This is a genomic window from Kribbella sp. NPDC031520 (genome assembly GCF_055580825.1).
On the sequence record NZ_JBVIKS010000004.1, the window covers coordinates 608,792 to 632,730 of the forward strand.

General features: G+C 69.7%; 23 protein-coding genes. 11 read left to right on the forward strand and 12 right to left on the reverse strand.

Features of this window, described 5'->3' with window-relative positions:
* Positions 1-45 precede the first annotated feature (45 nt).
* Complete coding sequence (locus tag ACZ5BU_RS23645; RefSeq protein ID WP_465702146.1) at positions 46-1,017, forward strand: ArsR/SmtB family transcription factor; 972 nt, start codon at positions 46-48, stop codon at positions 1,015-1,017.
* 19 nt (positions 1,018-1,036) lie between these two features.
* Here the strand turns inward: ACZ5BU_RS23645 and ACZ5BU_RS23650 are convergent, their stop codons facing one another.
* Entirely contained in the window at positions 1,037-3,445 is a 2,409-nt protein-coding gene (locus ACZ5BU_RS23650; RefSeq protein WP_465702148.1) for a glycoside hydrolase family 3 protein, read from the reverse strand.
* Positions 3,446-3,491: 46 nt separating this feature from the next.
* On the opposite strand from ACZ5BU_RS23650, the gene ACZ5BU_RS23655 reads away from it, so the two are divergent.
* From ACZ5BU_RS23655 to ACZ5BU_RS23670, 4 genes are all read left to right on the forward strand, one after another.
* Positions 3,492-4,076, forward strand: coding sequence for a TetR/AcrR family transcriptional regulator (locus tag ACZ5BU_RS23655; RefSeq protein WP_465702150.1), 585 nt, complete (start codon positions 3,492-3,494; stop codon positions 4,074-4,076).
* Positions 4,077-4,256: 180 nt separating this feature from the next.
* Positions 4,257-4,931 (forward strand): CPBP family intramembrane glutamic endopeptidase, encoded by a 675-nt coding sequence (locus ACZ5BU_RS23660; RefSeq protein ID WP_465702152.1) that lies wholly within the window; start codon positions 4,257-4,259, stop codon positions 4,929-4,931.
* Positions 4,932-4,989: 58 nt separating this feature from the next.
* Positions 4,990-5,313 (forward strand): hypothetical protein, encoded by a 324-nt coding sequence (locus ACZ5BU_RS23665; RefSeq protein WP_465702154.1) that lies wholly within the window; start codon positions 4,990-4,992, stop codon positions 5,311-5,313.
* Positions 5,314-5,354: 41 nt separating this feature from the next.
* Positions 5,355-5,876, forward strand: coding sequence for a GNAT family N-acetyltransferase (locus ACZ5BU_RS23670; protein ID WP_465702156.1), 522 nt, complete (start codon positions 5,355-5,357; stop codon positions 5,874-5,876).
* Here ACZ5BU_RS23670 and ACZ5BU_RS23675 read toward each other — a convergent pair.
* The 4 genes from ACZ5BU_RS23675 to ACZ5BU_RS23690 all read right to left on the reverse strand — a co-directional run bounded on the left by ACZ5BU_RS23675 (position 5,873) and on the right by ACZ5BU_RS23690 (position 9,866).
* Entirely contained in the window at positions 5,873-6,604 is a 732-nt protein-coding gene (locus ACZ5BU_RS23675; protein ID WP_465702159.1) for an amidohydrolase family protein, read from the reverse strand. The two genes, ACZ5BU_RS23670 and ACZ5BU_RS23675, sit on opposite strands and share 4 nt — an antisense overlap.
* On the reverse strand, positions 6,598-7,326 hold the full coding sequence (locus tag ACZ5BU_RS23680; protein WP_465702161.1) for an amidohydrolase family protein: 729 nt from the start codon (positions 7,324-7,326) through the stop codon (positions 6,598-6,600). Before ACZ5BU_RS23680 ends, ACZ5BU_RS23675 begins: the two co-directional genes overlap by 7 nt.
* Positions 7,323-8,573, reverse strand: coding sequence for a DegT/DnrJ/EryC1/StrS family aminotransferase (locus ACZ5BU_RS23685; RefSeq protein ID WP_465702163.1), 1,251 nt, complete (start codon positions 8,571-8,573; stop codon positions 7,323-7,325). The genes ACZ5BU_RS23680 and ACZ5BU_RS23685 overlap by 4 nt, the downstream gene beginning before the upstream one ends.
* Positions 8,574-8,651: 78 nt before the next feature.
* A complete protein-coding gene (locus ACZ5BU_RS23690) occupies positions 8,652-9,866 on the reverse strand; it encodes a helix-turn-helix domain-containing protein (RefSeq protein WP_465702164.1) in 1,215 nt (404 codons plus the stop codon).
* Between the two features lie 88 nt (positions 9,867-9,954).
* On the opposite strand from ACZ5BU_RS23690, the gene ACZ5BU_RS23695 reads away from it, so the two are divergent.
* Positions 9,955-10,569 carry a maleylpyruvate isomerase family mycothiol-dependent enzyme gene (locus tag ACZ5BU_RS23695; protein ID WP_465702166.1) on the forward strand — a complete coding sequence of 205 codons (615 nt, stop codon included), beginning with the start codon at positions 9,955-9,957 and terminating at the stop codon, positions 10,567-10,569.
* Positions 10,570-10,589: 20 nt separating this feature from the next.
* Here ACZ5BU_RS23695 and ACZ5BU_RS23700 read toward each other — a convergent pair whose 3' ends face one another.
* From ACZ5BU_RS23700 to ACZ5BU_RS23715, 4 genes are read right to left on the reverse strand one after another with little or no spacing between them, the layout of a single operon-like run.
* On the reverse strand, positions 10,590-11,153 hold the full coding sequence (locus ACZ5BU_RS23700; RefSeq protein WP_465702168.1) for a dihydrofolate reductase family protein: 564 nt from the start codon (positions 11,151-11,153) through the stop codon (positions 10,590-10,592).
* The gene (locus tag ACZ5BU_RS23705; RefSeq protein ID WP_465702170.1) at positions 11,150-12,397 is read right to left on the reverse strand and encodes an FAD-binding oxidoreductase; all 1,248 of its coding nucleotides are present in this window, start codon (positions 12,395-12,397) and stop codon (positions 11,150-11,152) included. The genes ACZ5BU_RS23700 and ACZ5BU_RS23705 overlap by 4 nt, the downstream gene beginning before the upstream one ends.
* A complete protein-coding gene (locus ACZ5BU_RS23710; protein ID WP_465702171.1) occupies positions 12,378-13,217 on the reverse strand; it encodes a helix-turn-helix domain-containing protein in 840 nt (279 codons plus the stop codon). Before ACZ5BU_RS23710 ends, ACZ5BU_RS23705 begins: the two co-directional genes overlap by 20 nt.
* Positions 13,217-15,178, reverse strand: coding sequence for a potassium transporter Kup (locus tag ACZ5BU_RS23715; protein ID WP_465702173.1), 1,962 nt, complete (start codon positions 15,176-15,178; stop codon positions 13,217-13,219). Before ACZ5BU_RS23715 ends, ACZ5BU_RS23710 begins: the two co-directional genes overlap by 1 nt.
* Before the next feature lie 76 nt (positions 15,179-15,254).
* Between ACZ5BU_RS23715 and ACZ5BU_RS23720 the strand changes: the two genes are divergently transcribed.
* Together ACZ5BU_RS23720 and cpt are read left to right on the forward strand one after the other, a co-directional pair.
* Positions 15,255-16,532: an MFS transporter gene (locus tag ACZ5BU_RS23720; protein WP_465702174.1), complete on the forward strand. Its 1,278-nt coding sequence runs from the start codon at positions 15,255-15,257 to the stop codon at positions 16,530-16,532.
* Positions 16,529-17,056: a chloramphenicol phosphotransferase CPT gene (cpt, locus tag ACZ5BU_RS23725; protein ID WP_465702176.1), complete on the forward strand. Its 528-nt coding sequence runs from the start codon at positions 16,529-16,531 to the stop codon at positions 17,054-17,056. The genes ACZ5BU_RS23720 and cpt overlap by 4 nt, the downstream gene beginning before the upstream one ends.
* Here the strand turns inward: cpt and ACZ5BU_RS23730 are convergent.
* Complete coding sequence (locus ACZ5BU_RS23730) at positions 17,041-17,646, reverse strand: TetR/AcrR family transcriptional regulator (protein ID WP_465702177.1); 606 nt, start codon at positions 17,644-17,646, stop codon at positions 17,041-17,043. The genes cpt and ACZ5BU_RS23730 overlap by 16 nt on opposite strands.
* 62 nt (positions 17,647-17,708) lie before the next feature.
* On the opposite strand from ACZ5BU_RS23730, the gene ACZ5BU_RS23735 reads away from it, so the two are divergent.
* Genes ACZ5BU_RS23735 through ACZ5BU_RS23745 form a run of 3 tightly spaced genes read left to right on the forward strand, consistent with a single transcriptional unit; the run spans position 17,709 to position 21,616 of the window.
* Positions 17,709-18,710 carry a hypothetical protein gene (locus tag ACZ5BU_RS23735; protein WP_465702179.1) on the forward strand — a complete coding sequence of 334 codons (1,002 nt, stop codon included), beginning with the start codon at positions 17,709-17,711 and terminating at the stop codon, positions 18,708-18,710.
* Positions 18,710-19,654, forward strand: coding sequence for an aldo/keto reductase (locus ACZ5BU_RS23740; protein WP_465702180.1), 945 nt, complete (start codon positions 18,710-18,712; stop codon positions 19,652-19,654). Before ACZ5BU_RS23735 ends, ACZ5BU_RS23740 begins: the two co-directional genes overlap by 1 nt.
* Before the next feature lie 33 nt (positions 19,655-19,687).
* Positions 19,688-21,616: a GMC family oxidoreductase gene (locus ACZ5BU_RS23745; protein ID WP_465702182.1), complete on the forward strand. Its 1,929-nt coding sequence runs from the start codon at positions 19,688-19,690 to the stop codon at positions 21,614-21,616.
* On the opposite strand, the gene ACZ5BU_RS23750 is transcribed toward ACZ5BU_RS23745, so the two are convergent.
* Together ACZ5BU_RS23750 and ACZ5BU_RS23755 are read right to left on the reverse strand one after the other, a co-directional pair.
* Complete coding sequence (locus tag ACZ5BU_RS23750) at positions 21,603-22,352, reverse strand: cysteine hydrolase family protein (protein WP_465702184.1); 750 nt, start codon at positions 22,350-22,352, stop codon at positions 21,603-21,605. The genes ACZ5BU_RS23745 and ACZ5BU_RS23750 overlap by 14 nt on opposite strands.
* The gene (locus ACZ5BU_RS23755) at positions 22,349-23,908 is read right to left on the reverse strand and encodes an amidase (RefSeq protein WP_465702185.1); all 1,560 of its coding nucleotides are present in this window, start codon (positions 23,906-23,908) and stop codon (positions 22,349-22,351) included. Before ACZ5BU_RS23755 ends, ACZ5BU_RS23750 begins: the two co-directional genes overlap by 4 nt.
* Positions 23,909-23,939: the final 31 nt, after the last annotated feature.

Sequence of the window (23,939 nt, forward strand, 5' to 3'; positions counted from 1 at the left end):
ACTGGAGGCCGGCCGCCGCCTAGAGTTTCGGATGGAGGCGAAACGTTGTCCGAGTTCCTGGTCGATGCCGACACCCTGGTGAACGCCAGGTTCGGTACGTCGCAACTCACCGAGACGGTGTCCGCGCTGAAGCTCTTGCGGGCGCCGGTCGAGCCGTGGTTCCGCCCGTGGAAGGACGCACACGTCGGCGCGTACCGGGCCGTGCTGAAGGCGAACCCGTTGTGGGCGACATTGATCGACAGCTCGTTCGGGGTCAGCTGGGCCGCGGACTTCCTGACCTTTCCGCCGCTCGAGCCGGACCTCACGTTGGAGGCGGAGCTCGCGTATCTGACGTCGTTGGACGACGACCAGATCCGCGCGGATCTCAGTGTCGTACGGACACCGCTGCCGGCTGTCATCCGCGAGACGTCCGGGCTGGCCGGTGCGGCGGCAGACCTGCTGCGGTGGGTGTGGAAGGAGACGGTCGAACCGGATTGGCCGCGGCGGCTGCGGGTCCTGCAGGCCGACGTCGTATCGCGGACGTCGCGGCTCAGCGAGCAGGGGTGGTCCGGCGTACTGAGCGGGCTCGGACCCGACGTGCAGTGGCTGGGCGACGGGCGGATCCAGGTGAACCGGTGGGACTACCCGGTGACCGATGTTCGCGGGCGCGACCTGATGTTCATCGCGGCACACACGCAGCGCGTCAACGTGAGCTGGCGGTTACCGGACCGGTTCGCGTTGACGTACCCAGTGACCGGGATCTTCGCGCCCGCTGAGGAGCCGGCCGAACCGTTGGTGCAATTGCTCGGCCGGAACCGTGCGCGCGTCCTGGTCGAGGCGGCATCGCCGGTGAGTACAACGTTGCTCGTCGCAACGACCGGGTTGTCGCTGGCAACGATCTCGGATCACCTGCGGGTGCTGACCGACGCCGGTCTGCTGGAACGCCGGCGTTCCGGGCGGTCGGTTCTGTACTGGCAGTCCGATACCGGCCGCCGCGTCGTGCGACGGCCGGCATCGGACCCTTCCGAGCCCGGTTAGAGCTCGTTCAGCCGGGCAGCTAACGAACCTGCAGCTCGGTGGCGAGCGGCAGGTCCGAAACCGACGAGCCGGCTCGGATCGTGAAGGCACCGGGCTCGGTGGTCCAGCCGTTCTCCCAGTGCTCGAAGGTGTGCTCGTGCAGCGTGACCGTGATCTCGCGCGCCTGTCCGGCGTCCAGCCGGACGACGGCGAACCCGGCGAGCCAGCGCACCGGGCGGTCCACCGCGCTGTCCGGGCGTTCGGCGTACACCTGGACGACGTGCTTGCCGGCCCGGTCGCCCGTGTTGCGGACGGTCAGTGCAACCGACGACGGGTCGTTCGCCCGCAGGTCCGACAGCTCCCACGTGGTGTACCCGAGCCCGTGGCCGAACTCGTACGCCGGTTCGGTACCTGCCTTCAGCCAGGCGCGGTACCCGATGTGGATGCCCTCGTCGTACCGCACGACGCCGTTGTCCGGCGTGACGTTGATGACCGGTACGTCGGCCTGCTCCCGCGGCCAAGTGGTGGGGAGTCGGCCGCCCGGCTCGGTCCGGCCGAGGAGTACGTCGGCGAGCGCGTCGCCGTACTCCTGACCGCCGAAGTACGTCGCCAGCACCGCGGCGACGTCGTTCCGCCAGGGGAGGAGGACGGGTGAACCCGCGTTGACGACCACGACCGTCCGCGGGTTGGCCGCCGCGACCGCGCGGACCAGATCGTCCTGACGGCCGGGAAGTTCGAGGGTGGTGCGGTCGTATCCCTCGGACTCGACCTTCGAGTTGGTGCCGACGACAACGAGTGCGACGTCCGCGGTGCGGGCTGCGGCGACCGCCTCGTCGATCAGTGCCTGCGGGTCGTCGTTGGCCGGCTCGACGCCGACGGTGATGCTCAGCGCGTTGCCTATACCGCCTTCCAGCTTGGGCAGATCGAGCTCGATCCGGACGTCGACCGGCTGCCCGGCGGTGACGTTCAACGGGGCTGAGATGGACGGCGGGGAGAGCAGCGCGGCACCGAGGTCGTTGCCTACCGGTACGGCGGTGTCCTCACGAAGAAGCTTGCCGTCGGCAAAGATCCGGCCGTGGCCGACCGACGCGAACCCGAGGTTGACCGGGCCGGACTCGGCCGGTGTCCAGGTGGTCCGGAACTCGACGACCGCGGACTCGCCGATCGGCGCGTTGCCGCCGAGGTACACCAGCGCGCTGGAGAACCGGTCCTCGGCGAACAGCTCCGCGCCGTCGGCCGCCAGGAACCGGACGCGGGCGCCTTGCTCGCCGGACTGCGGGTTCGTCATCGCGCCGAGCGGGAACTCCGCGACACCTTCCTGGACGACCGCGCCGATCGAGTAGGTGATGTCGGCGTTCGGAAGCGCCGCACGGAGACCGTCGAGCGGCGAGACGACCTTCTTCGGAATCACGGTCGCACTGCCGCCACCCTGGGTGCGGGCCTCCCGGGCGTTGTGCCCGATGACCGCAACCTTCGCCAGCTCGTCCGCCCGCCAGGGCAACTCCCCGCGACCGTTGGCGAGGAGGACGGTTCCTTCGGCTGCTGCCGTTCGTGCGAAGGCTGGTCCGTCGACCTGCGGTGGGTCGGCCGGCTTCTCGTAGCCTTCCAGCGCGCCGACGCGAGCCGCGAGGGTGAGGATGCGCAGGACCTTGCGGTCGATCGCGTCCTCCTTCACCTCACCGGACCGGACCGCCTCGACCAGGGCGTCGCCCCAGGCGCCGATCGGGCCGGGCATCGCCAGGTCCTGCGAGTGCTTCGCGCTCTCGATGCTGCGGACCGCGGTCCAGTCGCTGACGACCACGCCGTCGAATCCCCAGTCGGTGTTCAGCGGGGTCTCGAGCAGGTCGTTCTCCGAGGCGGTGGCGCCGTTGATCGAGTTGTACGCGCTCATCACCAGCCACGCCTTCGACTCGGTGACGGCCTTCTCGAACGCGAGCAGGTACACCTCGCGGAGCGTGCGCTCGTCGACCTCCACGTTCGCGGTGAAGCGGTCGGTCTCGAAGTCGTTCGCCACGTAGTGCTTCGGGGTGGCGCCGACGCCGAGCTCCTGGACGCCGGCGACGTACGCGGCGGCGAGGTCGGCGGTCAGTACCGGATCCTCGCTGAACGCCTCGAAGTGCCGGCCGCCGAGCGGGGAGCGGTGCAGGTTGATGGTCGGGCCGAGTACGACGTCGACGTTCTTGCGGCGGGCCTCGAGCGCGGACACCACGCCGTACCGATGCGCGATGCCGACGTCCCAGGACGAGGAGAGGGCCGTCGCGGACGGGAGGTTGAGCGACGGGTCGCGCTCGTCCCAGACCGCGCCGCGGACACCGCTCGGGCCGTCGGACAGCACCATCGAGCGGAGTCCGATCGACGGCAGAGCGTGGGTCGACCAGAAGTCCTGGCCGGTGAGGATCCGGACCTTCTCCTCCAGGGAGAGCCGGCCGAGCAGGTCGTCGAAGTTCATGGCGACGATGCTACGTCTGAAAACCGAGTGATGCTAGGTTTTGGATATGGCTACTTCCCGGGGTCCGTACGCGAAGGGGGTCGCGAAGCGCGCCGAGATCCTGCGCGCGGCGCTGGAGGTGATCGCGCGGCACGGCTACCGGAAGACGTCGACGCGCGAACTCGCCGCCGCGGTAGGGCTGAGCGAGGCGGGGATGCTGCACTACTTCGGGTCGAAGGAGAAGCTTTTCGAGGAGGTACTGCGTGCCCGCGACGAGGCGGACATGGAGCGGATCGACGCCACCGACTCGATCGACGGCCTGCAGGCGGTCATCCGCCACAACGGCACAGTCCCCGGGCTGGTGCAGCTCTACTCCACGTTCTCCGCCGAGGCCGGCGACCCCGACCACACCTCCCACGCCTTCTTCGTGGACCGCTACGCCGCCCTCCGCACCCGCCTGGCCGAAACCGTCCGCACCCGCCAGTCCGAAGGCACCCTCACCCCGGACGCCGACCCGGACACGATCGCCACCCTCCTGATCGCCCTGTCGGACGGCCTCCAAGTCCAATCCCAGTACGAACTCACCACAGCCCCAGCCGAAGCCTTCCACCACCTCCTCGACCTGCTGTCCGGCCCAACGCGCAATAGTTGACCCATGACGAAGTCCGCCCAAGGCCCCACCCCACCAGCGGACCGAACCGCCCCTCCCGCGCCTGCGGCGCCCACCGCGTCTGCCTCCCCCACCCCGCCCGCCGGCGATGGCCGGCGGGTGCTTGGGCGGGAGGTGTGGTTGGTGCTTGCCTTATCGCTGGGGGCGTCGGGAGTTGCTGCTGTGATCTCGTTCGCGGGGGTGTTGACGTCCGGGAAGCCGTTGGGTGGGCAGACGGCGGTGATCGTGGGGTCCCGGGCGCCGGGGCGGCCTTGGCTGGATCTGGCGTGGCAGGTGTTCGCGGTGGTGACCGCGTTGGTGCCGGTCGCGTTGGTGGGGCACTTGCTGGTGCGCGGCAGGGAGTCGTTCCGGACGATCGGGTTCGACCTGCGGGACCGGTGGCGGGATCTGGGGCGCGGTACGGCGATCGCGGCGATCATCGGCGGTGCGGGACTGGTGTTCTACATCGGTGCACACGCGTCCGGCGTGAACCTGACCGTCGACCCGTCGCAGCTGCCGGACTACTGGTGGCGGATCCCGATCCTGATCGCCGTCTCCGCGCAGAACGCCGTACTCGAGGAGGTCGTCGTGCTCGGCTACCTCAACCACCGGCTCGACCAGCTCGGCTGGTCGGTCCGCCGGGCCACCGCGACGAGCGCCCTCCTCCGCGGCTCCTACCACCTCTATCAGGGCCTGGGCGGCTTCGCGGGCAACGTGATCATGGGCGTGATCTTCACCTACCTGTACCGCCGCTGGGGCCGGGTGATGCCGCTCGTGGTCGCGCATACGCTGATCGACACCACCGCGCTGATCGGCGCGACGTACCTGCTCGGCAAGGTCTCGTGGCTGCCCAGCTGAACGTTTTAGTCGACGACTGACACGTAACCGATTCGTACCCCGGCGGGTTGTTGGTGTCGTGACAGTCAACGGGGAAATCGCAAGTCCGCCCGAAATCGATGCCGGCCTGGCCGCCGCCGCACTGTCGGTGTTCGCGCACCGGCACGAAGTCGTCCACTTGCTGTACGCCGCCACCGACGAGCCGGACGCGCTCGCCCGGATCGGCGGCCTGCTGAACGTGGAACAGGCGACCATCGCACGCGTCCTGGACCAGCCACTGCGCTGGATGCTTCCGCAGTTCCGTTCCGAACTCGAGACAATCGCGGGAACGCCCGACGCCGCTCCGATGCGCGCACCGGCGAGCACGCCCGCAGATCTGGAGCAGGCAGCCGCGGCTCAGTAGCTCGGGGTACGACGCACCGCTCCATCACCTAGGTTGGAGCGGTGCAGACGCATGGCCGGGACATCCTGGAGATCGCGGACGAACTGACGACGGCGTACGTCGAGGTGTTCACCGCCCCACCGTTCGCGCACCGGGACCCGCAGCAGACCGGCAGCTCGTTCCGGAAGCGGCTCGAGGGTGATGCGGAGCGGCCCGGATTTCAGGCGTGGATCGAGCGTTCGGGGGACGGGCGGATCGCCGGGTTCCTGACCGGGTGGACGACGCCGGCGCCGTTCCGGACGGACCGGTCGTACGGCAGCGTCCTCGACCGGCTCGGTGCGGAGCAGGTCGAGGAGCTGTTGATCGGCGCGTTCGAGGTCGACGAACTCGGCGTACGACAGCATGCCCGCGGCACCGGCCTCGCCCGCCGCCTCCTCGAAGCCGCCACGCAAGAGAACCCCCGCGCCTGGCTGCTCGCCTGGAACCAGAACCACGACGCGATCGCCTTCTACCGCCACCTCGGCTGGCAAGAACCCGAGGTCCGCGGTCCCGAAACCGACATCCTGGTCTTCGTGAACCGTTAGAGCCCGAACAACGCCTGGGCGTTCTGGTGGGTGATCGCCGCGTGCTCCTCCGGGGTGAGGTCGGCTGCCTCCAGGGCGCCCAGCGCGACGGAGGGATCGATCAGGGTAGCGTCGGTGCCGAACATCATCCGGCCGGGACCGATCCGGTCGAGGATCCAGCGGATGCGGTTCGCCTCCGGGGCGGACCAGCACGGCTCGAACCAGATCCGGTCGGAGCGGTCCGCGGCCTCGGGGACCCGCGGCCAGCCGTGAGCGCCCATGTGACCGGCGAGCACCCGCGCGCTCGGGACACGTGCGGCGACGTCCGCGAGATCGACGACCGTGTCGCCCCACGTGTGTACGAGGGTCGGCAGGCCGTACTCCGTGGTCAGCTCGATCGCCGCCTGCATCCGCGGGGTACTGATCGGCGTCCGGCTGTACTCGCTGTGGATCTTCGCGCCGACCCACCGCGTCCGCCCGTCGCCGGCGAGCAGCTCGTCGAGGTCCTTCCGGGCCTCGTCCAGCCGCCGCGGGTCGACGACGATCATGCCGCGCAGCCGCGGGTCGGCCGGCAGCTGTTCGGCGAGCGAGCGGTTGCCGAGCGGAGCGTCGTACACGATGGCCTCGATCGCGGAGACCAGCTGGAGGTCGATGCCGAAGCGGTCCAGGCCGTCGAGGTTGACGTCGATACTGGCGGAGTCCATCGAGAAGAACCACGGACCCCAGTGCGCGTGTACGTCGATCAGCATCCGGGCTCCAGGAGGCTGCTGAGACTGCGGCTCCCGGCCTGCGTGATCTCGTCCGCGCTGAGCTTCGACGTGAGCAACCGCCGTACGACGGAACGCGTCTCGTGGAACGGCGTACGGCTGCCGAACACGAGCCGCTCCGCGCCGACCTCGGCGGCCACGATCTCCAGCGAGTCCGGCCCGGTCAGCATCCGCGTCGACGTGTGGAACCCGGGCTCGGACCGGGCCAGCACCACGAAGTCCCCGAGGTAGTAGAAGTGCGTGTCGAGGAACACCACCCGCGCTCCGAGCCCGCGCAGTGCCGGACCGACCTTCCGTACGTCGCCTTCGACGAAGATCGTCAGCCCCGCGTCGACGAGCAGCTGCACGACGTGACCGAACGCCGGGTACCCGGGCTCGACCCCCTGCGCGGTCGGCGCCAACCGCACCGCCCGCGGCGGCGTCGTACGAGCAAGCTGCCGCTCCAGCTCCTTCTCCGCGCCGAGCGGATCGCGCAGGTCGAGCACCGGGACCGCCGTCCATCCGTTGCCGGCGGCAACCTCAGCGGCCTCGTCGTTCCCGGACGGTACGTCGAAGTGCACGGCCCGCAGCGCCGCCACCAGACCGCCCGAGATCCCGCTGTCCGCGAGTACTTTCGCGATGTTCTCCGACCGTCCCCAGCGCCCGGTCGTCACGTCGTGACCGACCAGGAGGTCGCAGTCGAGCAGCGGGGGAGTTTCGCTCATCGGGGCTCCAGGGCGCTGAGAACACTGTGGACCTTGCGGATCGCGGCGGCGATGTCGTCGACGTCCGCGTCGGTGTAGTTCTCGTTCCAGGGCAGTACGAGCAGCGTGCGCCCGATCAGCTCCTCGGCGTTCGGGCAGAGGCCGACCGGGTACTCGACGTCCTGCAACGGGAACCCGGACCGACCGTACGTGATCCGCTCGCGAACCGCAGGTGCGGCGTACAGCGGGCTCGTCAGGTACCCGCCGTTCGCCGGAATGCCTTCGGCCGTCAGCGCTGCCGCCCAATCGCGCAGGTCACCGGCCGCTTCGGAGACGATCAGCGGGTACTGCCAGTACACGTGATCGCCACCGTCCGGCGGCACCGTCACTCCGGGCAGGTCCGCGATCGCCGCGGACAGCCGCGCGGCCGCCGTACGGCGATCCGCCACGACGCCGCGGAGCTTGGTGAGCTGCGCGCGGGTCACCGACGCGACCAGCTCGGTCATCCGGTAGTTGAGCGCCAGGAAGAGGTACGTACGTTCGTCGGTGTCGCGCGGCCAGCCCTTGTCCGCGAAGAGCCGCATCCGGCGCGCGTGCTGCGCGTCGTCGGTGACCGTCAGGCCGCCGTCGCCGGCGCTGATGTGCTTGGTCTGCTGCAGGCTGAAGCACCCGATGTGCCCGATCCGGCCGACGTACGTGTCACCGACCGGTGCGAGGTACGCCTGCGCGCAGTCCTCGATCAGCAGGATCCCGCGCTGGTCGCAGAGCTCGCGCAACTCCCGGACCGCAGCCGGTTTGCCGAACAGGTGGACGACGATCACCGCCTTGGTGCGCGGCGTGATCGCGGCCGCGACCGTCTCCGGCGTCAGGTTTCCGGTGATCGGGTCGACGTCCGCGAACACCGGTACGGCGTTCTGCATCATGATCGGGAACACCGTACCCATGTCGCTGATCGGTGTGGTGATGATCTCGTCGCCCGGGTCCGGGTTCACCGCGGCAACAGCTAGGTGCAGTGCCGCCGTACCCGAGCTGCAGGCGACCGCGTACCCGGCGCCGAGCAGCGACGCGAACTCCAGCTCCAGCGCCGGAACCTCGCTACCCCAGGTGGCCGACAGCATGCCGCTGCGCAGCACCCGCTCGACCGCCTTCACCTCGTCGTCGCCGAACCGCCGGCCGCTCGCGTTCATCGTCGACGGCAACGGCTCGGTGCGGACCGGCGTACCACCGTCACGAGCCAGCCGGCTGTCCTCTGCGGATCGCTTGTTCACAAGGCCTCCCGGACAGCGGACGACGAATTACGGTCATGGCTGAAATTATCCGGGCCGGCCTGGTGCGTCAACCGCCGGTCAGAGATGTACGCGGTACACGACCAGCGGACGGCCGCTGCCGGTGCCGAGCTGGGTACCGGTGGCATCCGCGAGGCCGGCCCGCTCGAGGCGGTTCAGGACCCGTCGCGCGGTGCGCGGCTGGATGCCGAGGTGATCGGCGACCGAACGCGTGGTGAGGCCGTCCTCCGGGGTGGCGCGGACGAGTTCCTGGAGACGCTCGAGGGTCGCCTTTGAGAGGCCGGCGCGCTGCGCGAGGAGTTGCAGCTTCGAACGCTGCTGAGCTCGTGGCGGTGCGCCGCCGACCAGGACGAGGTCGATGTCGTTGCGCAGCGACACGACGGCGGCCGTACGACCGGCTGTCTTCGCGCGGCCGAGAGCGCGGCGGGCCAGCGCCTCCGTCTCGGTTCCCGAGCCGCCGATGCCGAACCCGATCCGGACCGGCCCGAACTGTTCCTTCAGGCGGGACAGCATGCTCAGTTCGGTGAACGCGGACGACGCCTGCTCGAGCGGTCCGCGGGTCGCGACCATCATCCAGCGCTTGTCGTCGTACCGGATGATGCTGCCACCGAGCGTGCCGGCCTCGCGGCGCAGTGCGCTCTCGGCGTCCGGCGAGATCTCGACCAGGCCGAGCGCGATCTGCGCGTCGTCACTGCGCAGAGCGTCATGGACGAGCAGCAGGCTGTTCACCGCGGAACGGACCGAGTGCACCGACGGCGCGAGCCGCAGCGTGGTCTGCTCGGTCCGGAGCTTCTCGTACGCCGATCGCAGACAGGTGATCGCGACCTTCGCCCGCGCCTGCTGGTGGAACTCGACCATGTCGTCGAGGCTCAGTCCGGGCCGGTACGGCAGCACCTTGACGCCGCGCATCGGCAGCCCGACCTCGTCGAACGTCTCCCGGACGTCGGCCTCGTCCAGTACGTCGATGCTCAGCGAGGTGACGTCCTGCCCGTCCCGGAGCAGCTGGACCAGGGCGCGCATCAGCGTGGCCCCGGTGTACTCGACGTACGCGGCCGGCCGGTCGAGCAGGTCCTGCGCGGCGGCGATCTGGTACGGGACCACACCGGTGAACAGCCACGCGTCCACACTGCCCGGCGCGTCCGCCATCACCTTGGGCGTGTCGGTCTCCCGCCGGTACCGCAGCGGGACCACCTCGACACCGCGCAGCCCCTTCACGATCCGGCTGCTCGAGGTGACCAGGTCCGACGGCCCCACCACTCCGATCGTCGTCACCATGTACTGGTCCCCTCCTCCATGCGGGTCAGTCTCACCACAAGACCCCACCGCTGCAAGAACCCGCGCCGTCGTGGGCTACGTTCCCTTCATGGAGCGGGTTCTGGACTGGATCGACACAGGTACGGCGCTGTGCCGTGGCGCGCTGACCGACCTCGATGCGCCGTCACTGCTACCGGGCTGGTCGCGACGCCACGTAGCCGCACACCTGTCCCTGAACGCCGAGGCCCTGGGCAACTTAGTGCACTGGGCCCGAACCGGCGAGGAACGGCCGATGTACCCGTCCGCCGACGCGCGGAACGCCGACATCGAGAAGGGTACGGCCCGCTCGGCCGACGAACTGCGCTCCTGGTTCGATGAGTCAGCCGCCGCTTTGGCTGCCGCGATGTCAACCCTCACCGATGCCCAGTGGCAAGCCCCGGTCCGAACCGCCCAGGGCGCCCCCGTCCCCGCCACCCGAATCCCCTGGATGCGCTCCCGCGAGGTCCTCATCCACGCCGTCGACCTTGGCACCGGCATCACCTTCGTCGACCTACCACCCGACTTCCTCACCGCCCTCTGCGACGACATCCGCACCCAACGAGGCGACGTACCGACCGTGACCGGAACCCTCCCGGATGTTGCGGCCTACCTGTCCGGCCGCCCGTACACCGAGGTCCTCACCCCGTCGGGCGATCCGGCAGAACCGCTCCTACCCTGGCTCTGAACGTACCGCGGCCTCGGACGTCAGGCAGGTGCGTTCAGGACGCGGTAGCGGAGGTGGGTGACGTCTCGGTCGGGGAGTTGGCGGACGTTTTCCAGCTCGATGTAGTCGTCGGGGAGGTTGTCGAAGAGGCGGCGGCCTCGGCCGAGGAGGACGTTGACGACGTGTAGTTCGAGTTCGTCGAGTTGGCCGGCTCGGAGGAGGGCCTGGGCGGCGCCGGCGCCGTGGACCAGGACGTCTTTGTCGCCGGCGGCGGCTCTTGCCTGGGTGGCGCACTCGGTGACGTCGGTGACGTAGCGGGCGGTTCCGGGTGGGGTGTCGTCGGGGTGGTGGGTGAGGACGAAGATCGGTACGCCGTCGTGGTGGTCGCCGTTCCAGCGGCCGGCGTGCTCGTACGTACGGCGGCCCGCGATCACCGCGCCGGTTGCCTCCGCCTCGGCGTACACCTGGCCGCTCGGGCCGTCGGAGTTGCGGTCGTCGAGCCAGTTGAACAACCGGAAGCCGCCCCGACCCATCGGTTCCTCGACGCTGTCGTCGGGACCGACGATGAAGCCGTCGACGGACATGCTCATGTACAGGCGGATCATCGGCTACCTCCGAGTGACTGCGGGAACTGGAAGAGGTTGGTGGGGTCGTACTTGTGCTTGATGTCGAGCAGCCGTTCGTAGTTGCGGCCGTGGTAGGCAGTCTGCCAATCGGGGAGGTCGGGGTCGGGGAAGTTCGGGTAGACGCCGCCGGATGCGTGGGGGTGGGCGAGGGACCAGGAGTGGCGTACGGCGGTGCGATCGGGGGCGGTGTGTTCGAGGAGGAAGCGTTCGGTGCGGTGGGGAAAGGCGGTGGCTTCCGGCGGGATGCGGTTGTAGGCGCCGCCCATCGGGGTGAAGTTGAGGGTGCAGCCGGTGTCGAGGAGTTGGTCGATCGTGGTTCGGGGGAGCGCGGCGCGGAAGAATTCGGACTTGCTGTGCATGATCCGGTCGTCCGGGTCGCCTTCGGAGAGACTGCGTTTGAGGTCGGGCCAGTTGAGGTCGTCGCGGAGTTCGAGATCGCCTTCAGGGAGATGGCTCGGGTCGAAGGCGACCAGGGCGGCGCCGAAGACCTCGGCGCGGTCGGCGGTGACGGTGAGGCTCGCGGTGATCTCGTCCGGGGCGTCCGGCGCCCAGGTCTGCCACGCGTCGATCACCTCGGCGGCGCGTTCCCGCGGCCAGGTGATCCGGAAGCGGGTCGCAGCCGGCGACGGTACGGCGTCGAACACGAGCGAGGTCACCACCCCGAACTGCCCACCACCCGCACCCCGCAACGCCCAGAACAGCTCCGCCTCCCGCTCCGCGGCACACTCCACAACGTTGCCATCAGCAAGCACCACGGTCGCCGCCGCCAGCCGGTCACACGTCAACCCGTACTTGCGTCCCAGCAGCCCCAACCCACCCCCGAGCGTCAACCCCACAATCCCCACCGTCGGCCCACACCCGGCCGGTAACGTCAACCGGTACACATGCAACTCGCGGTAGACAGACGCAAGCCGCGCCCCGGCCCCGACGGTCGCCCGGCTGCTCGCCCGACCGGGCGAGACCTGGGGCTGCTCGACTTCCACCGTCGACATGGGGGAGAGGTCGACGAGTAGGCCGGTGGTGGAGGAGCGGCCGGCGAAGCAGTGGCCGCCGCCGCGGGGTGTTACCGGCAGACCGGCGGTGCGGGCGTACGCGAGGGCTTCGGCCACGTCGTCGGGGGTGGTGCAGCGGGCGATTGCCTGCGGACGGATGTGGTCGTACTGCGGCAGGCCCGGGCGGCGGAGGGTGTCGTACAGCTCGTGGTCAGGACCGATCAGCTCCATGAGCTGACGTTAGGACGCCACGTGCCCGCCGCGCTTGAACAAAACGGGCGCCCAGGAACGGCGCCCACGACGCGGTGTGGTCGTGGCCGCAGTCGCACCGGTCGGCCTTGTCGCCGAGGAGGTCCCGCGGCGTCACCCCGGTCAGCCGTACGCACTCGCGCGTCAGGTGCGCGTGATCGGCGTACCCGACCTCCGCCGCCAGATCCGCCAGGCCGCTCCCGAACCCGGCCTGCGCCAGCGCCAGGTATCCCTGGAACCGCAACGTCCGCTGCAACGCCTTGGGCCCCACCCCGGTTGCCGTCAGGCAGCGGCGCCGCAGCTGGCTCTCCGACAACGCCAGCTCGTCGGCCAGCGTAGCGATCCCGGCAGGCTCCCACGGCATCAACCGCCGTACCAGCTCCGCCACCAGCGGATCCGGCCGCACCTCCTGCCCGACCAGGTACCGCTGCACCCCGAGCAGGGCCGCCTGCGGACTGGCGGCATCCGCCACCAGAGACCCGATCACGTCCGCCAACGGATCCCACAGGTCCACCGCGCAGTCCACCAGCTCATCGGCCGGACCGCCGAGCAGCGGCGTGCCCGCACCCGGCATGAACCGCACCCCGACGATCGTGGTCCGCGGCGGAATCACCTGCAGGTGCGCCCGCGTCAGCGGCCCGATCAACCGCGGTACGCCGCCCACCGGGCAGTGCAGCTCGACCCCGCCCGTCGGCAGGTCACGCTGCGGGTACGGCGAGGCGCCGGTGCGCTGGATCCAGACCGTACGGACGAGACCGACCAGTGCGGGCACCGGCGCGCTCTCGTCGTACGTCTGCTCCATCAGACCTCGATGTGCGAACCGATGATGACGGTGCGGTCGCGGGGGAGACTGAACGCCTCGGCGGCGTCGGCGGTGATGTGGGACGTGGCGAGGAACAGCTGTTTGCGCCAGCCCGCCATCGTCCGTGCCTTGCCGCGCCGGAGCTCGATCTTGGACAGGAAGTACGACGCGTGCTCGAGATCGAGCGCTCCCTCGGACTCGGACGGGTCGAGCAGCGCCAGTGCGGCCGGTACGTCGGGGCGCTCCATGTAGCCGAACTTGATCGTGACGTGCGTGATCCCGTCGTCGCCGTACCCGAGGTCGTTCACCGTGACCCGCTTGTCGTCGGAGATCCGCGGAACCGGTTCGGTGTCGATCGCGACGATCACCACGTGCTCGTGCCGGACCTGGTTGTGCTCGACGTTCGCCCGGAGCGCGAGCGGTGCGCTGACGCCGCCACGGTTCAGGAAGATCGCCGTCCCCGGAACCGTACGGACCGGCAACTTGCCGGAGCTCAGCTCGTCGATGAACTCCTGCAGCGACCCCTCGGCGCCTTCCCGCTCGCGGGTGACGACCTCACGGCCGCGCTGCCAGGTCGTCATCACCGTGAACGAGGTGAGCGCGATCAGCAACGGCAGCCACGCGCCGTGGAACAGCTTGGTCAGGTTGGCCGCGATGAACAGCCCGTCGATCAGGAGCAGCGGCACGGCGCCGGCCAGGATCAGCCACCTCGGCACGTTCCAGCGGTAGTGCGCGACGTAGAAGAACAGCAGCGTCGTGATCGTGATCGTCCCGGTCACGGTCATGCCGTACGCGTACGCCAGCGCGGCCGAGCTCCGGAACGCGAAGATCAGCGTCAGCACCGACACGAACAGCAGCCAGTTGACGAACGGTACATAGATCTGGCCCATGGTGGTCGCCGACGTGTGCGTGATCCGGAGCCGCGGCAGGTACCCGAGCCGGGCGGCCTGCGCCATCACCGAGTACGCACCGGTGATGACGGCCTGGGACGCGATCACGGTCGCCGCGGTCGCGAGCAGCACGAGCGGCAGCCGTCCCCAGTCCGGGACCAGCAGGAAGAACGGGCTGCTGATGTTCGCGTGGTCCTTGAGGATCAGCGCGCCCTGTCCCATGTAGCTGAGCGTGAGGGCCGGCAGCACCAGGAACAGCCAGCCCCGGCTGATTGCCTTCCGGCCGAAGTGCCCCATGTCGGCGTACAGCGCCTCAGCGCCGGTGATCGCCAGTACGACCGCCGCGAGGGCGAAGAACGCGATGTGGAAGTGCCCGGCCAGGAACCCGATCGCGTACGTCGGGGACAGCGCCTTGAGGATCTGCGCGTGCTCGAGGATGCCGCCGATCCCGGCCGCGCCGATCACGGCGAACCACAGGATCATCACCGGCCCGAACGCGCGGCCGATGGACTCGGTTCCGCGGCGCTGGACCATGAACAGCCCGATGATGATCACCGCGGTGATCGGGATCACGTACTCGCCCAGCGAGGGCTGCACGGTCTTGAGTCCCTCGACCGCGGACAGCACCGAGATCGCCGGCGTGATCATGCCGTCGCCGAAGAACAGCGATGCGCCGAACAGGCCGACCACGGCCAGTACCGCGGCGGCCTTGCGGCCCGGGTGTGTGGAGCGCCATTTGCGGAGCAGCGTGATGAGCGCCATCACCCCGCCCTCGCCGTCGTTGTCGGCGCGCATCGTGAGCAGGATGTAGGTGACTGTGACGACGAGCATCACCGACCAGAAGATCAGCGACACCACGCCGTACACGTTGTGGTCGCTGACCGGCACCGGGTGCGGGTCCTCCGGGTTGAAGACCGTCTGCAGGGTGTAGATGGGACTGGTGCCGATGTCGCCGAACACGACACCGAGGGCGCCGACGATGACGGCGAGCTTCGCCGTGTCGTGCATGGTGGGGTGCCCCGTGTCGTGCCCTGTGTCGTGCGCCGTGGGCTGGGCTTGCTGATCCGTCACGGGACCGGACGATACCCGCCTGGGGAGCTATCGGTGTGCATGTCGAGGTCTGGCGGACGGCTCCGACGTACCGGGTATGACAGCCGAACGAGTACTGCGGACCTACCTGACGCTGGTCGCGGTGTCGACGGGGGCGTCGTCGATGATCTGGGGGATCAACACGGTGTTCCTGCTGGACGCCGGGCTGAGCGTCGGGAAGGCATTCGCGGCGAACGCGTTCTTCACCGCGGGGATGGTGCTGTTCGAGGTACCGACCGGGGTCGTCGCGGACACGGTCGGTCGGCGTACGTCGTACCTGCTGGGGACGGCGACGCTGATCGGTACCACGCTGGCGTATCTGTTCCTGTGGCGGGTACACGCGCCGTTCGTGTGGTGGGCGGTGGTGTCGGCGCTGCTCGGGCTCGGGTTCACGTTCTTCAGCGGCGCGACGGAGGCGTGGCTGGTCGACGGTCTGCACGCGACCGGGTACAGCGGGTCGCTGGACGACGCCTTCGCGAAGGGTCAGGTCGCGAACGGGATCGCGATGATGGCCGGCTCGATCGGCGGCGGAGTACTCGCCCAGGTCACGAACCTCGGGATGCCGTACGTCGCCCGCGCACTGTTGCTGACGGCTACCTTCGCCGTCGCCTGGCGCGCGATGCACGACACCGGCTTCACCCCGAAGCCTCGCGTCTCGGTACGGGGCGAGATGGCCGTGATCGTCCGCGCGTCCCTACGCCACGGACTACTCAACCGCCGAGTCCGCTGGGTGATGCTCGCCGGACCGTTCACCGCCGGGGTCAGCGCGTACGGCTTCTACGCCGCCCAGCCCTACCTCCTGCAGCTCTACGGCCACACCCATTCCTACGCAATAGCCGGCCTCTCCGCCGGCATAGTCGCCGGAGCCCAAATAGCCGGCGGCACCGCAGCCCCCCACCTGTCCCACCTCTTCCAGCGGGCCCCGGAGCGAAGCGGAGGGGCGGGGGACCGGATCGGAATGCTGATCGGCGCGATCGTGTTGTCCGCCGTGATGATCGCGGGTCTTGGCCTTGTGACGTCCTTCTCGGCCGCGCTTGTGTTGTTGATGGTGTGGGGTTCGATGTTCGCCGCGATGACGCCGGTGCGGCAGGCCTACCTGAACAGCAACATCCCGTCGGAGCAACGCGCAACCGTCCTGTCGTTCGACAACATGCTCGGCTCCGCCGGCGGCGTCGTGATCCAACCGGCCCTCGGGCGTACCGCGGACGTCTGGGGCTACGGACCGGCGTACCTGGTCTCATCGGTGGTCCAACTGCTCGCCGTACCGATCCTCGGACTCGCCCGGCGTAAACCGGTCGAGACCGCCGGTGAGCAACCTCTAGCCTTGCGGGCGTGACGGCGCGACTGATCATCCTCAACGGCGGTTCGAGTTCCGGGAAGACCGGGATCGTACGGTGTCTGCAAGCCGTACTGCCCGATCCATGGCTCGGACTGAGCGTGGACGACTTCGTCGACGCGCTCCCGGCCGTGATGGAAGGCGGGATCGAGTTCGGCCCGGACGGCGGCGTGTCGGTCGGCCAAGCGTTCCGCGAACTCGAAGCGGCCTGGACCGCCGGCATCGTCGCGATGTGCCGCGCCGGCGGCCGCGCGATCGTCGACGACGTGTTCGTCGGCGGACCGTCGTCCCAGCAACGTTGGCGCGACGCGGCCGGCGACCTGGACACCGTGTTCGTCGGCGTCCACTGCGACCCGCAGATCGCCGCCGGCCGGGAGACCGCCCGCGGCGACCGCACCCGCGGCATGGCCGAGCAACAGGCGTACGTCATCCACGAGGGCATCACGTACGACGTCGAGGTCGAGACCTCCCACACCGAGTCGATCGACTGCGCCCGCGAGATCGCCGACTATCTGAAGAGCTGATCCACGCCGGCCAGTGTGCTGATGATCCGGGCCCGGTGGTCCACCGCCACGGCCACCTCGTCATCACCGGCAAGTATCCGCCGTACCGCCTCCAGGTGGACGATCCGGTAGGCCGCCACGGTCAGCGCCGCGGTCAGCTGTGGATCACGTACGCCGGTCCGCTCCATCGCACCGGCGATCGCCTCCTCGATGTGCTGCAGCAACTCCCGCGCCCGGGCCTGCAGCGCCCGCGACTCCGCCACCACTTCCCAGAACCGGCTGAACTGCGCGCGGATCGCCGACAACGGGTGCCCGTCGTCCGCGAGCCGGACCAGCAACTCCGACAGCGCCTCCACTGCCGATAGACCCGCCGACCGATCGTTGACTGCGGCAACGACCAGCGCCTCCGCCTCCGGATACCGGTCGAACAGCATGTCCTCCTTGCGGGGGAAGTGCGCGAACACGGTAGGACGCGCGACGTCCGCCGCCTCGGCGACCTCGGACACCGACACGGCGTCGAACCCGCGCTCCAGGAACAGCCCGGTCGCGACGTCGGCGATCCGCGCCCGGACCTCCGCCTTCTTCCGCTCCCGACGGCCCTGGTGCTCCATAGGCTTAACCATACTGGATAAAAAGATGTACTGGGTATGACTTCAGCTGTAGGGTGCTGAGCATGACTTCGATCGGGGTGAACTACGACACCGGCTTCGTCTACGGCGGTCGCAACACCCGTCGGCGCTTCGACGCCGGCGCCGTGCGCAGCGACATGGTGGTGATCGCCGAGCAGCTGCACGCCCCGGCGGTCCGGATCTCGGGCGACGACCCGGACCGGCTGGTGTTCGCCGCCGAGGCGGCTCTCGCCGCGGGCCTGGACGTGTGGTTCTCGCCGATGCCGACCGACCTGGAGCCGGCCGAGTTCATCGCGTTACTCAGCGGCTGTGCCGCCCGGGCCGAGACGCTCCGGCAGCACGGCGAGGTGGTTATGGTCCTCGGCTGCGAGCTGACGCTGTTCTGCAAGGGGTTCGTCCCGGGTGAGACTTCGCAGGAACGGATTGCGCTGATGTCGGATCCCGCGACCTGGACAGACCCGGTGAAGGTCGGGCAGCTCCAGGCCGGACTGGCCCGCTGGAGCACCGTCCAGGCCGAGCTGGCCGCCGCCGCGCGGAAGGTGTTCGGCGGCCGGATCACGTACGCCTCCGGGATGTGGGAGGACGTGAACTGGGACCTCTTCGACATCGTCGCCGTCGACGCGTACCGGGACGCTCAGAACGCCGCGACGTTCACCGACGAGCTCGCGTCGCGGTTCAAGTGGGGCAAGCCGGTGGTGGCCACCGAGTTCGGCTGCTGCACCTACCGCGGTGCCGCCGGCCGGGGCGGGCTCGGTTGGGCGATCGTCGACCCGAAGTCGGATCCGCCGGCGCTCGACGGCACGTACGAGCGACGGGAGGAGGAACAAGTGGAGTACCTGCTCGACCTTGTCGAGGAGTTCGACCGGATCAACCTCGCGGCCGCGTTCTGGTTCAGCTTCGCCGGCTTCGAGCTGCCGCACCGCCCCGACGATCCACAGCACGACCTGGATCTGGCGGCGTACGGCCTGGTCGCGGTCGACGATGACGGCAACTGGAGGCCGAAACAGGTCTTCGCCAAACTCGCCGAGCTGAACGCGGACCGCTGATGGAACAGGTCAGGCTCGGACGGACCGGTCTGCGGGTGTCGCGGATCTGCCTCGGCATGATGAGCTTCGGGACCGGCGGCGCGCGGGAGTGGCACCTCGACGAGGACGCGGCCGGCCCGATCGTACGGCGGGCCGTCGACGCGGGCGTGACGTTCTTCGACACCGCGGACGCGTACTCGAAGGGCACCGGCGAGGAGCTGACCGGGCGGCTGCTGCGGAAGTTCTTCGCGCGCCGCGAGGACTACGTGCTCGCCACCAAGGTGTACTACCCGACCGGGCCCGGCCCGAACGACCGCGGCCTGTCCCGCAAGCACATCCTGGACGCGATCGACGCCTCGCTGCGTCGGCTCGGAACGGAGTACGTCGACCTGTACCAGATCCACCGGTGGGACGACGAGACGCCGATCGAGGAGACGATGGACGCGCTCGCCGACGTCGTCCGCGCGGGGAAGGCGCGGTATCTGGGCGCGTCGAGCATGGCCGCGTGGCAGTTCGCCAAAGCGCAGCGGGTGGCGCCGGTGCCGTTCGTGGCGATGCAGAACCACTACAACCTGGTGTACCGCGAGGAGGAGCGCGAGATGATCCCGCTCTGCATCGACCAGGGCGTCGGCGTGATCCCGTACAGCCCGCTGGCCCGCGGTCTGCTGGCGCGGACCGGCAGTACGACGAGAGCCGGCACGGACCCGGTCGCCGACGACCTCTACGGCGCCAACGATCGCGAAGTGGTCGACGCCATCCACGCATTGGCCGCCGAGCGCGAGGTACCACCGGCGCAGATAGCGCTCGCCTGGCTGATGGGGGCGACCGGGGTGACCGCTCCGATCCTCGGGGCGACCAAGACACGGCACATCGACGACGGTGTGGCGGCGGTCGAGCTGGTGCTGTCGGCGGCGGAGCGCGCCCGGCTCGAGGCGCCGTACCGGCCGCATCCGGTCTTGGACTGAACATCGCGCGCGAGTGCGTGAAAGGATTCAGGGGTGCGCCTGTCTGAACAGCAGCGGATCGACCTGGAGCGGTTGGCGGAGTCGGTGCTGCCGGGGGAGGGCTGGCAGCGGTCCGCGGTCGCGTTCGTCGAGCGGGTGCTGACCGAGGATCGCCCGGACTGGGTCGGACGGGTCGAGCGCGCGCTGGCCGGTGAGGACCGGGACTGGCTGGTGCGATTGGTTGCGCAGGGCTACTACGCGGAGCCGGCGGTCTGGGAGTCGGTGAGGTGGCGGACGGGGGAGTTCGCCACCGTGCAGACCAAGCTGCGGGTTACGCCGTGGGAGGCGTTGGCGCAACGGTACGACTGCGTGGTGATCGGGTCGGGCGCCGGTGGTGGCGCGGCGGCTCAGGTTCTCGCGGAGTCGGGGCGGTCGGTGCTCGTCGTCGAGCTGGGCAGCTATCCGTCGACGGACGCGCTGGCCCGTGATCACCTGCGGAATCCCCGCTCGACGCTCGGGCTGCCGGCGCCGACCGATCCCGATCCGGCCGGGCGGCCGCGGGTCGCGATCGCGGACGGCGTACGGTCCCACGTCCTGCCGCCCGACGGCGCTTGGGGGAACAACGCGTTCACGGTCGGCGGTGGCACCCGCGTGTACGGCGCGCAGGCGTGGCGGTTCGTACCGCGGGACTTCCGGATGGCCACCACGTACGGCGTACCGGACGGCAGCTCGCTCGCCGACTGGCCGATCTCGTACGACGACCTCGAGCCGTACTACTCGCTGGCGGAACAGCGGTTCGGGGTGAGCGGCGGCGGAACGGATCCGTGGCACGGGCCGCGGTCGATCCCGTTGCCGATGCCGCCGATGCCCCGGACCGGTCCGGCGAAGTTGCTGGCCGGTGCCGCTGAGCGGCTCGGGTGGGGCGCCCTCGACGTACCGCTGCTGATCAACTCGGTCGACTACCAAGGACGCGCCGGCTGTGTGCGGTGCGGGCAGTGCGTCGGGTTCGCCTGCCCGGTTGAGGCGAAGAGCGGCACGCACAACACCGCCCTGCCCGCCGCCCTCGCCACCGGCAACTGCACCCTCGTCACCGGTACCACCGCCGAGCGACTCGTCACCGACGCGACCGGCCGTGTCGTCGGGGTCGCGCTGGTCGGCGGCAACGGGCGGCAGACGATCCGCTGCGACGAGGTCGTGGTCGCGGCGGGCGCCTCGGAAACGCCGCGGTTGTTGCTGAACAGCGCGCACGACGGCGAGCCGTACGGGATCGGCAACAACCACGACCAGGTCGGCCGGCACTTGCAGGCGCATGTGTACGCCGGTGCGGTCGGGTTGTTCGAGGACGAGGTGGTCGATCTCGTCGGGCCGGGAGTGTCGATCGCGACCTGCGACTTCCGGCACGGCAACGACGGGCTCGTCGGCGGCGGGATGCTCGCGAACGAGTTCGTGCCGACTCCGGCGTCGACGTACGACTACCTGACCGGCGCCGGGTTGATCCCACCCGCCGGGGTGGAGAGCGTGCAGGGTATGCGGCACGCCGTCCGGCGGATGGTCCGGGTGGTCGGGCCGATCCAGGAGATGACGTCGGCGGACTCTCGCGTCCGCGTCGATCCGTCGGTCCTGGATCGGTACGGGAACCCGGTGGTGGTGACGAGCGGCTCGATCCACCCCGAGGACGCCCGCGTACACGACTTCATGAGCGCCAAGGCTGTGGACTGGCTGACGGAGGCGGGTGCGGTCCGGACATCGGCGTCGAGGCTCGGGAGCCTGGGCCGGCCGAGCATCGGCCAGCATCAGGCGGGAACATGCCGGATGGGTGACGACCCGGCCCGCTCGGTCACCGATCCACACGGACGTGTCTGGGGACACGACAACGTATGGATCGCCGACGCCTCGCTCCACGTCACCAACGGCGGCGTGAACCCGGTGCTCACCGTCCTCGCCAACGCCCTCCGCGTCGCCGATCACCTCACTCGCCGTTAGCAATCCCCTCCAGCAGTGCCGCGGTCGTGGTGGTGAAGCCGTAGCACTGGCGCACGTTGTAGAGGGTGGCGTCGAGACAGTACGGCGGGGACGTCGTACCGACGGCGTCTTCGATCAGGACCACGTCGTACCCGAGATTCGCGGCATCCGTGAGTGTGTTGAGGACGCACTGGTCGGCGTTGACGCCCGCGAAGAGCAGCGTGTCGACCCGCAGGTTGCGGAGGATCGAGTCCAGCGGGGTGTCGACGAAACCGCTCATGCGGTACTTGTCGACCGCGATGTCCCCGGCTTCGGCGACCAGTTCGTCGACGATCGCCGCCGCCCACGAACCGGCTTGCAGGACAGGCGATCCGGACGCGCCGGTGGTCGAGCCGATGCCGCCACCTTCTCCGGCCGGGTCGTAAACGTGACGTACACCAGGCGGAAGGTTGGCCTGGTCCTCGCGGTTGCCCCAGTTCACCCAGACAACCGGTACGCCCTGACTGCGCAACTGGGGGAGCAGCGCCGCGACGACCGGGATCGGCGCCTGCGCACCGGCGATGTCGACGCCGATGCCGGCCAGCCAGCCGTCGGGATGGCAGAAGTCGTTCTGCAGATCGACCACGATGACCGCTGTCCGGGCGAGGTCGACGGTCAGCTGTTGTGGTTGGGCGTGGACCGTGATCGGAGCGGCTGGCAGTGCGGGCCGGCGCAGGTCCGCGGAGGAGGTGGCGAGCGTCCAGGTGTTGCGGGTCATCGGGCGTCCTCGTCGATCAAGGCGAGTAGGGAACGGTCGCTGCCAGGACGGCCGGCGAGGCAGAGACCGGCGGGAAGGGTGCCGACGCGGGCGGCCGGGATGCTGAGGGCCGGGAGACCGGCAAGCGATGCCAGGCAGGTGAGGCGCAGGGTCGCGCCCCGGATCGTGTCGATCGCCGCGGCGTCGGCGTCGACCGGAGGCGCTGGGCTCGCGGAGGTCGGCAGCGCGAGAACCGCGTCCGGTGCCAGGAGTCCGTGGAGCTGCGCTCGAGCGTTCTCCAGCGTGGCGCGGGCGGTATTCTCCTGCGCCTCGTCGACCTCCGCGCCGCCCCGGAACCGTGCTTCGATCGCTGCTTCGAATTCACCTGGATGCGCGCGCACGAACTTGCAGTGTTCCCGCCAGGCCTCTGCCGTCTGGACCGTACGGAATGCGGTGAACCAGGTTTCCAGTGCTGCAGGATCCAGCTCCACGACGCGTACGGGCAACCCGTGACGCAGTGCCAGGGCTCGGAGCGCGGCCTCGACCGCGAGCCGGGCGTCCGGTGTGGCGAGGTCCATCAGCGTTGGCGCTACCAACAGTTCGCGAATCGGTTCGACATCGGCTGCCGGGAGCAGGACGTCGGCCGCGGCGGCGAGTACGTTGCCGGTCCGCGCGAGCACGCCAACGGTGTCGAAGGACGGCGCCAACGCGACCAGCCCGGTTCGGTCGACGGCGTCGAACGTCGTCCGCAGCCCGTACAGACCGCAGTACGACGCAGGTACCCGGACGGAGCCGGCCGTGTCCGTGCCGAGCCCGATCTCCGCGTGCCCCGAGGCGACAGCCGCCGCCGGTCCGCTGCTCGACCCACCAGGGATACGACCGGGGGCCGCGGCATTCGCGGGCGTTCCGTAGTGCACGTTGGTTCCGGCGAGTGAGAACGCCAGCTCGTCGGTTTGTGCGATGCCCGCGATGTCGGCCCCTGCGGCGAGCAGCTTCGCCACTGCGCCCGCGTGCGCTGTCTGCACCGGTGCGGTTGCCAGCCAGCCCGGATTCCCCGCGCCGATCCGCTGCCCGGCCACCGCGAACAGGTCCTTCACCGCGATCCGCATTCCCACCAGTGGTCCTGAGCCACTGCCGCGCACGAGCGGAACATCCTCCGGGCCGACCCGCCATGCCGCTGGATCCGCAGGGCCCGCACCCGGTGGGGCGGGCGGAGGTGTTGCTGAGACATGTGCGAGCGTCACCTGCCAGGTGTCGCCGAGGCGCTGCCAGAGCTGGGTCTGTACGCCGGTACCACCGTCCGCGCGGGTCGTCTCGGCGACCAGTACCGCGGAGTGCTCCGTGAGCCCACGCAGATGGACGCGTTGCAGGACCCGGTCGGGAACACCTTGGCGTCCGGCCCGGAAGCTCGCGATGTGGTCGTGGCCGACCAGGACGTCGCCGGGCCCGGCGCGCAGCGTCGCCGGATCGTCGGCGAGGAAGGCGTCGAGTTCCGGTACGTCGTTGGTGAGCAGGGCTCGTTCGTAGCGACGGAAGGCTGCGAGCAGACCCGGGTCGCCCAGCACGTTGTCGGTCATCGAGGTCGAGCGTAGGCATGGATGTTGATGT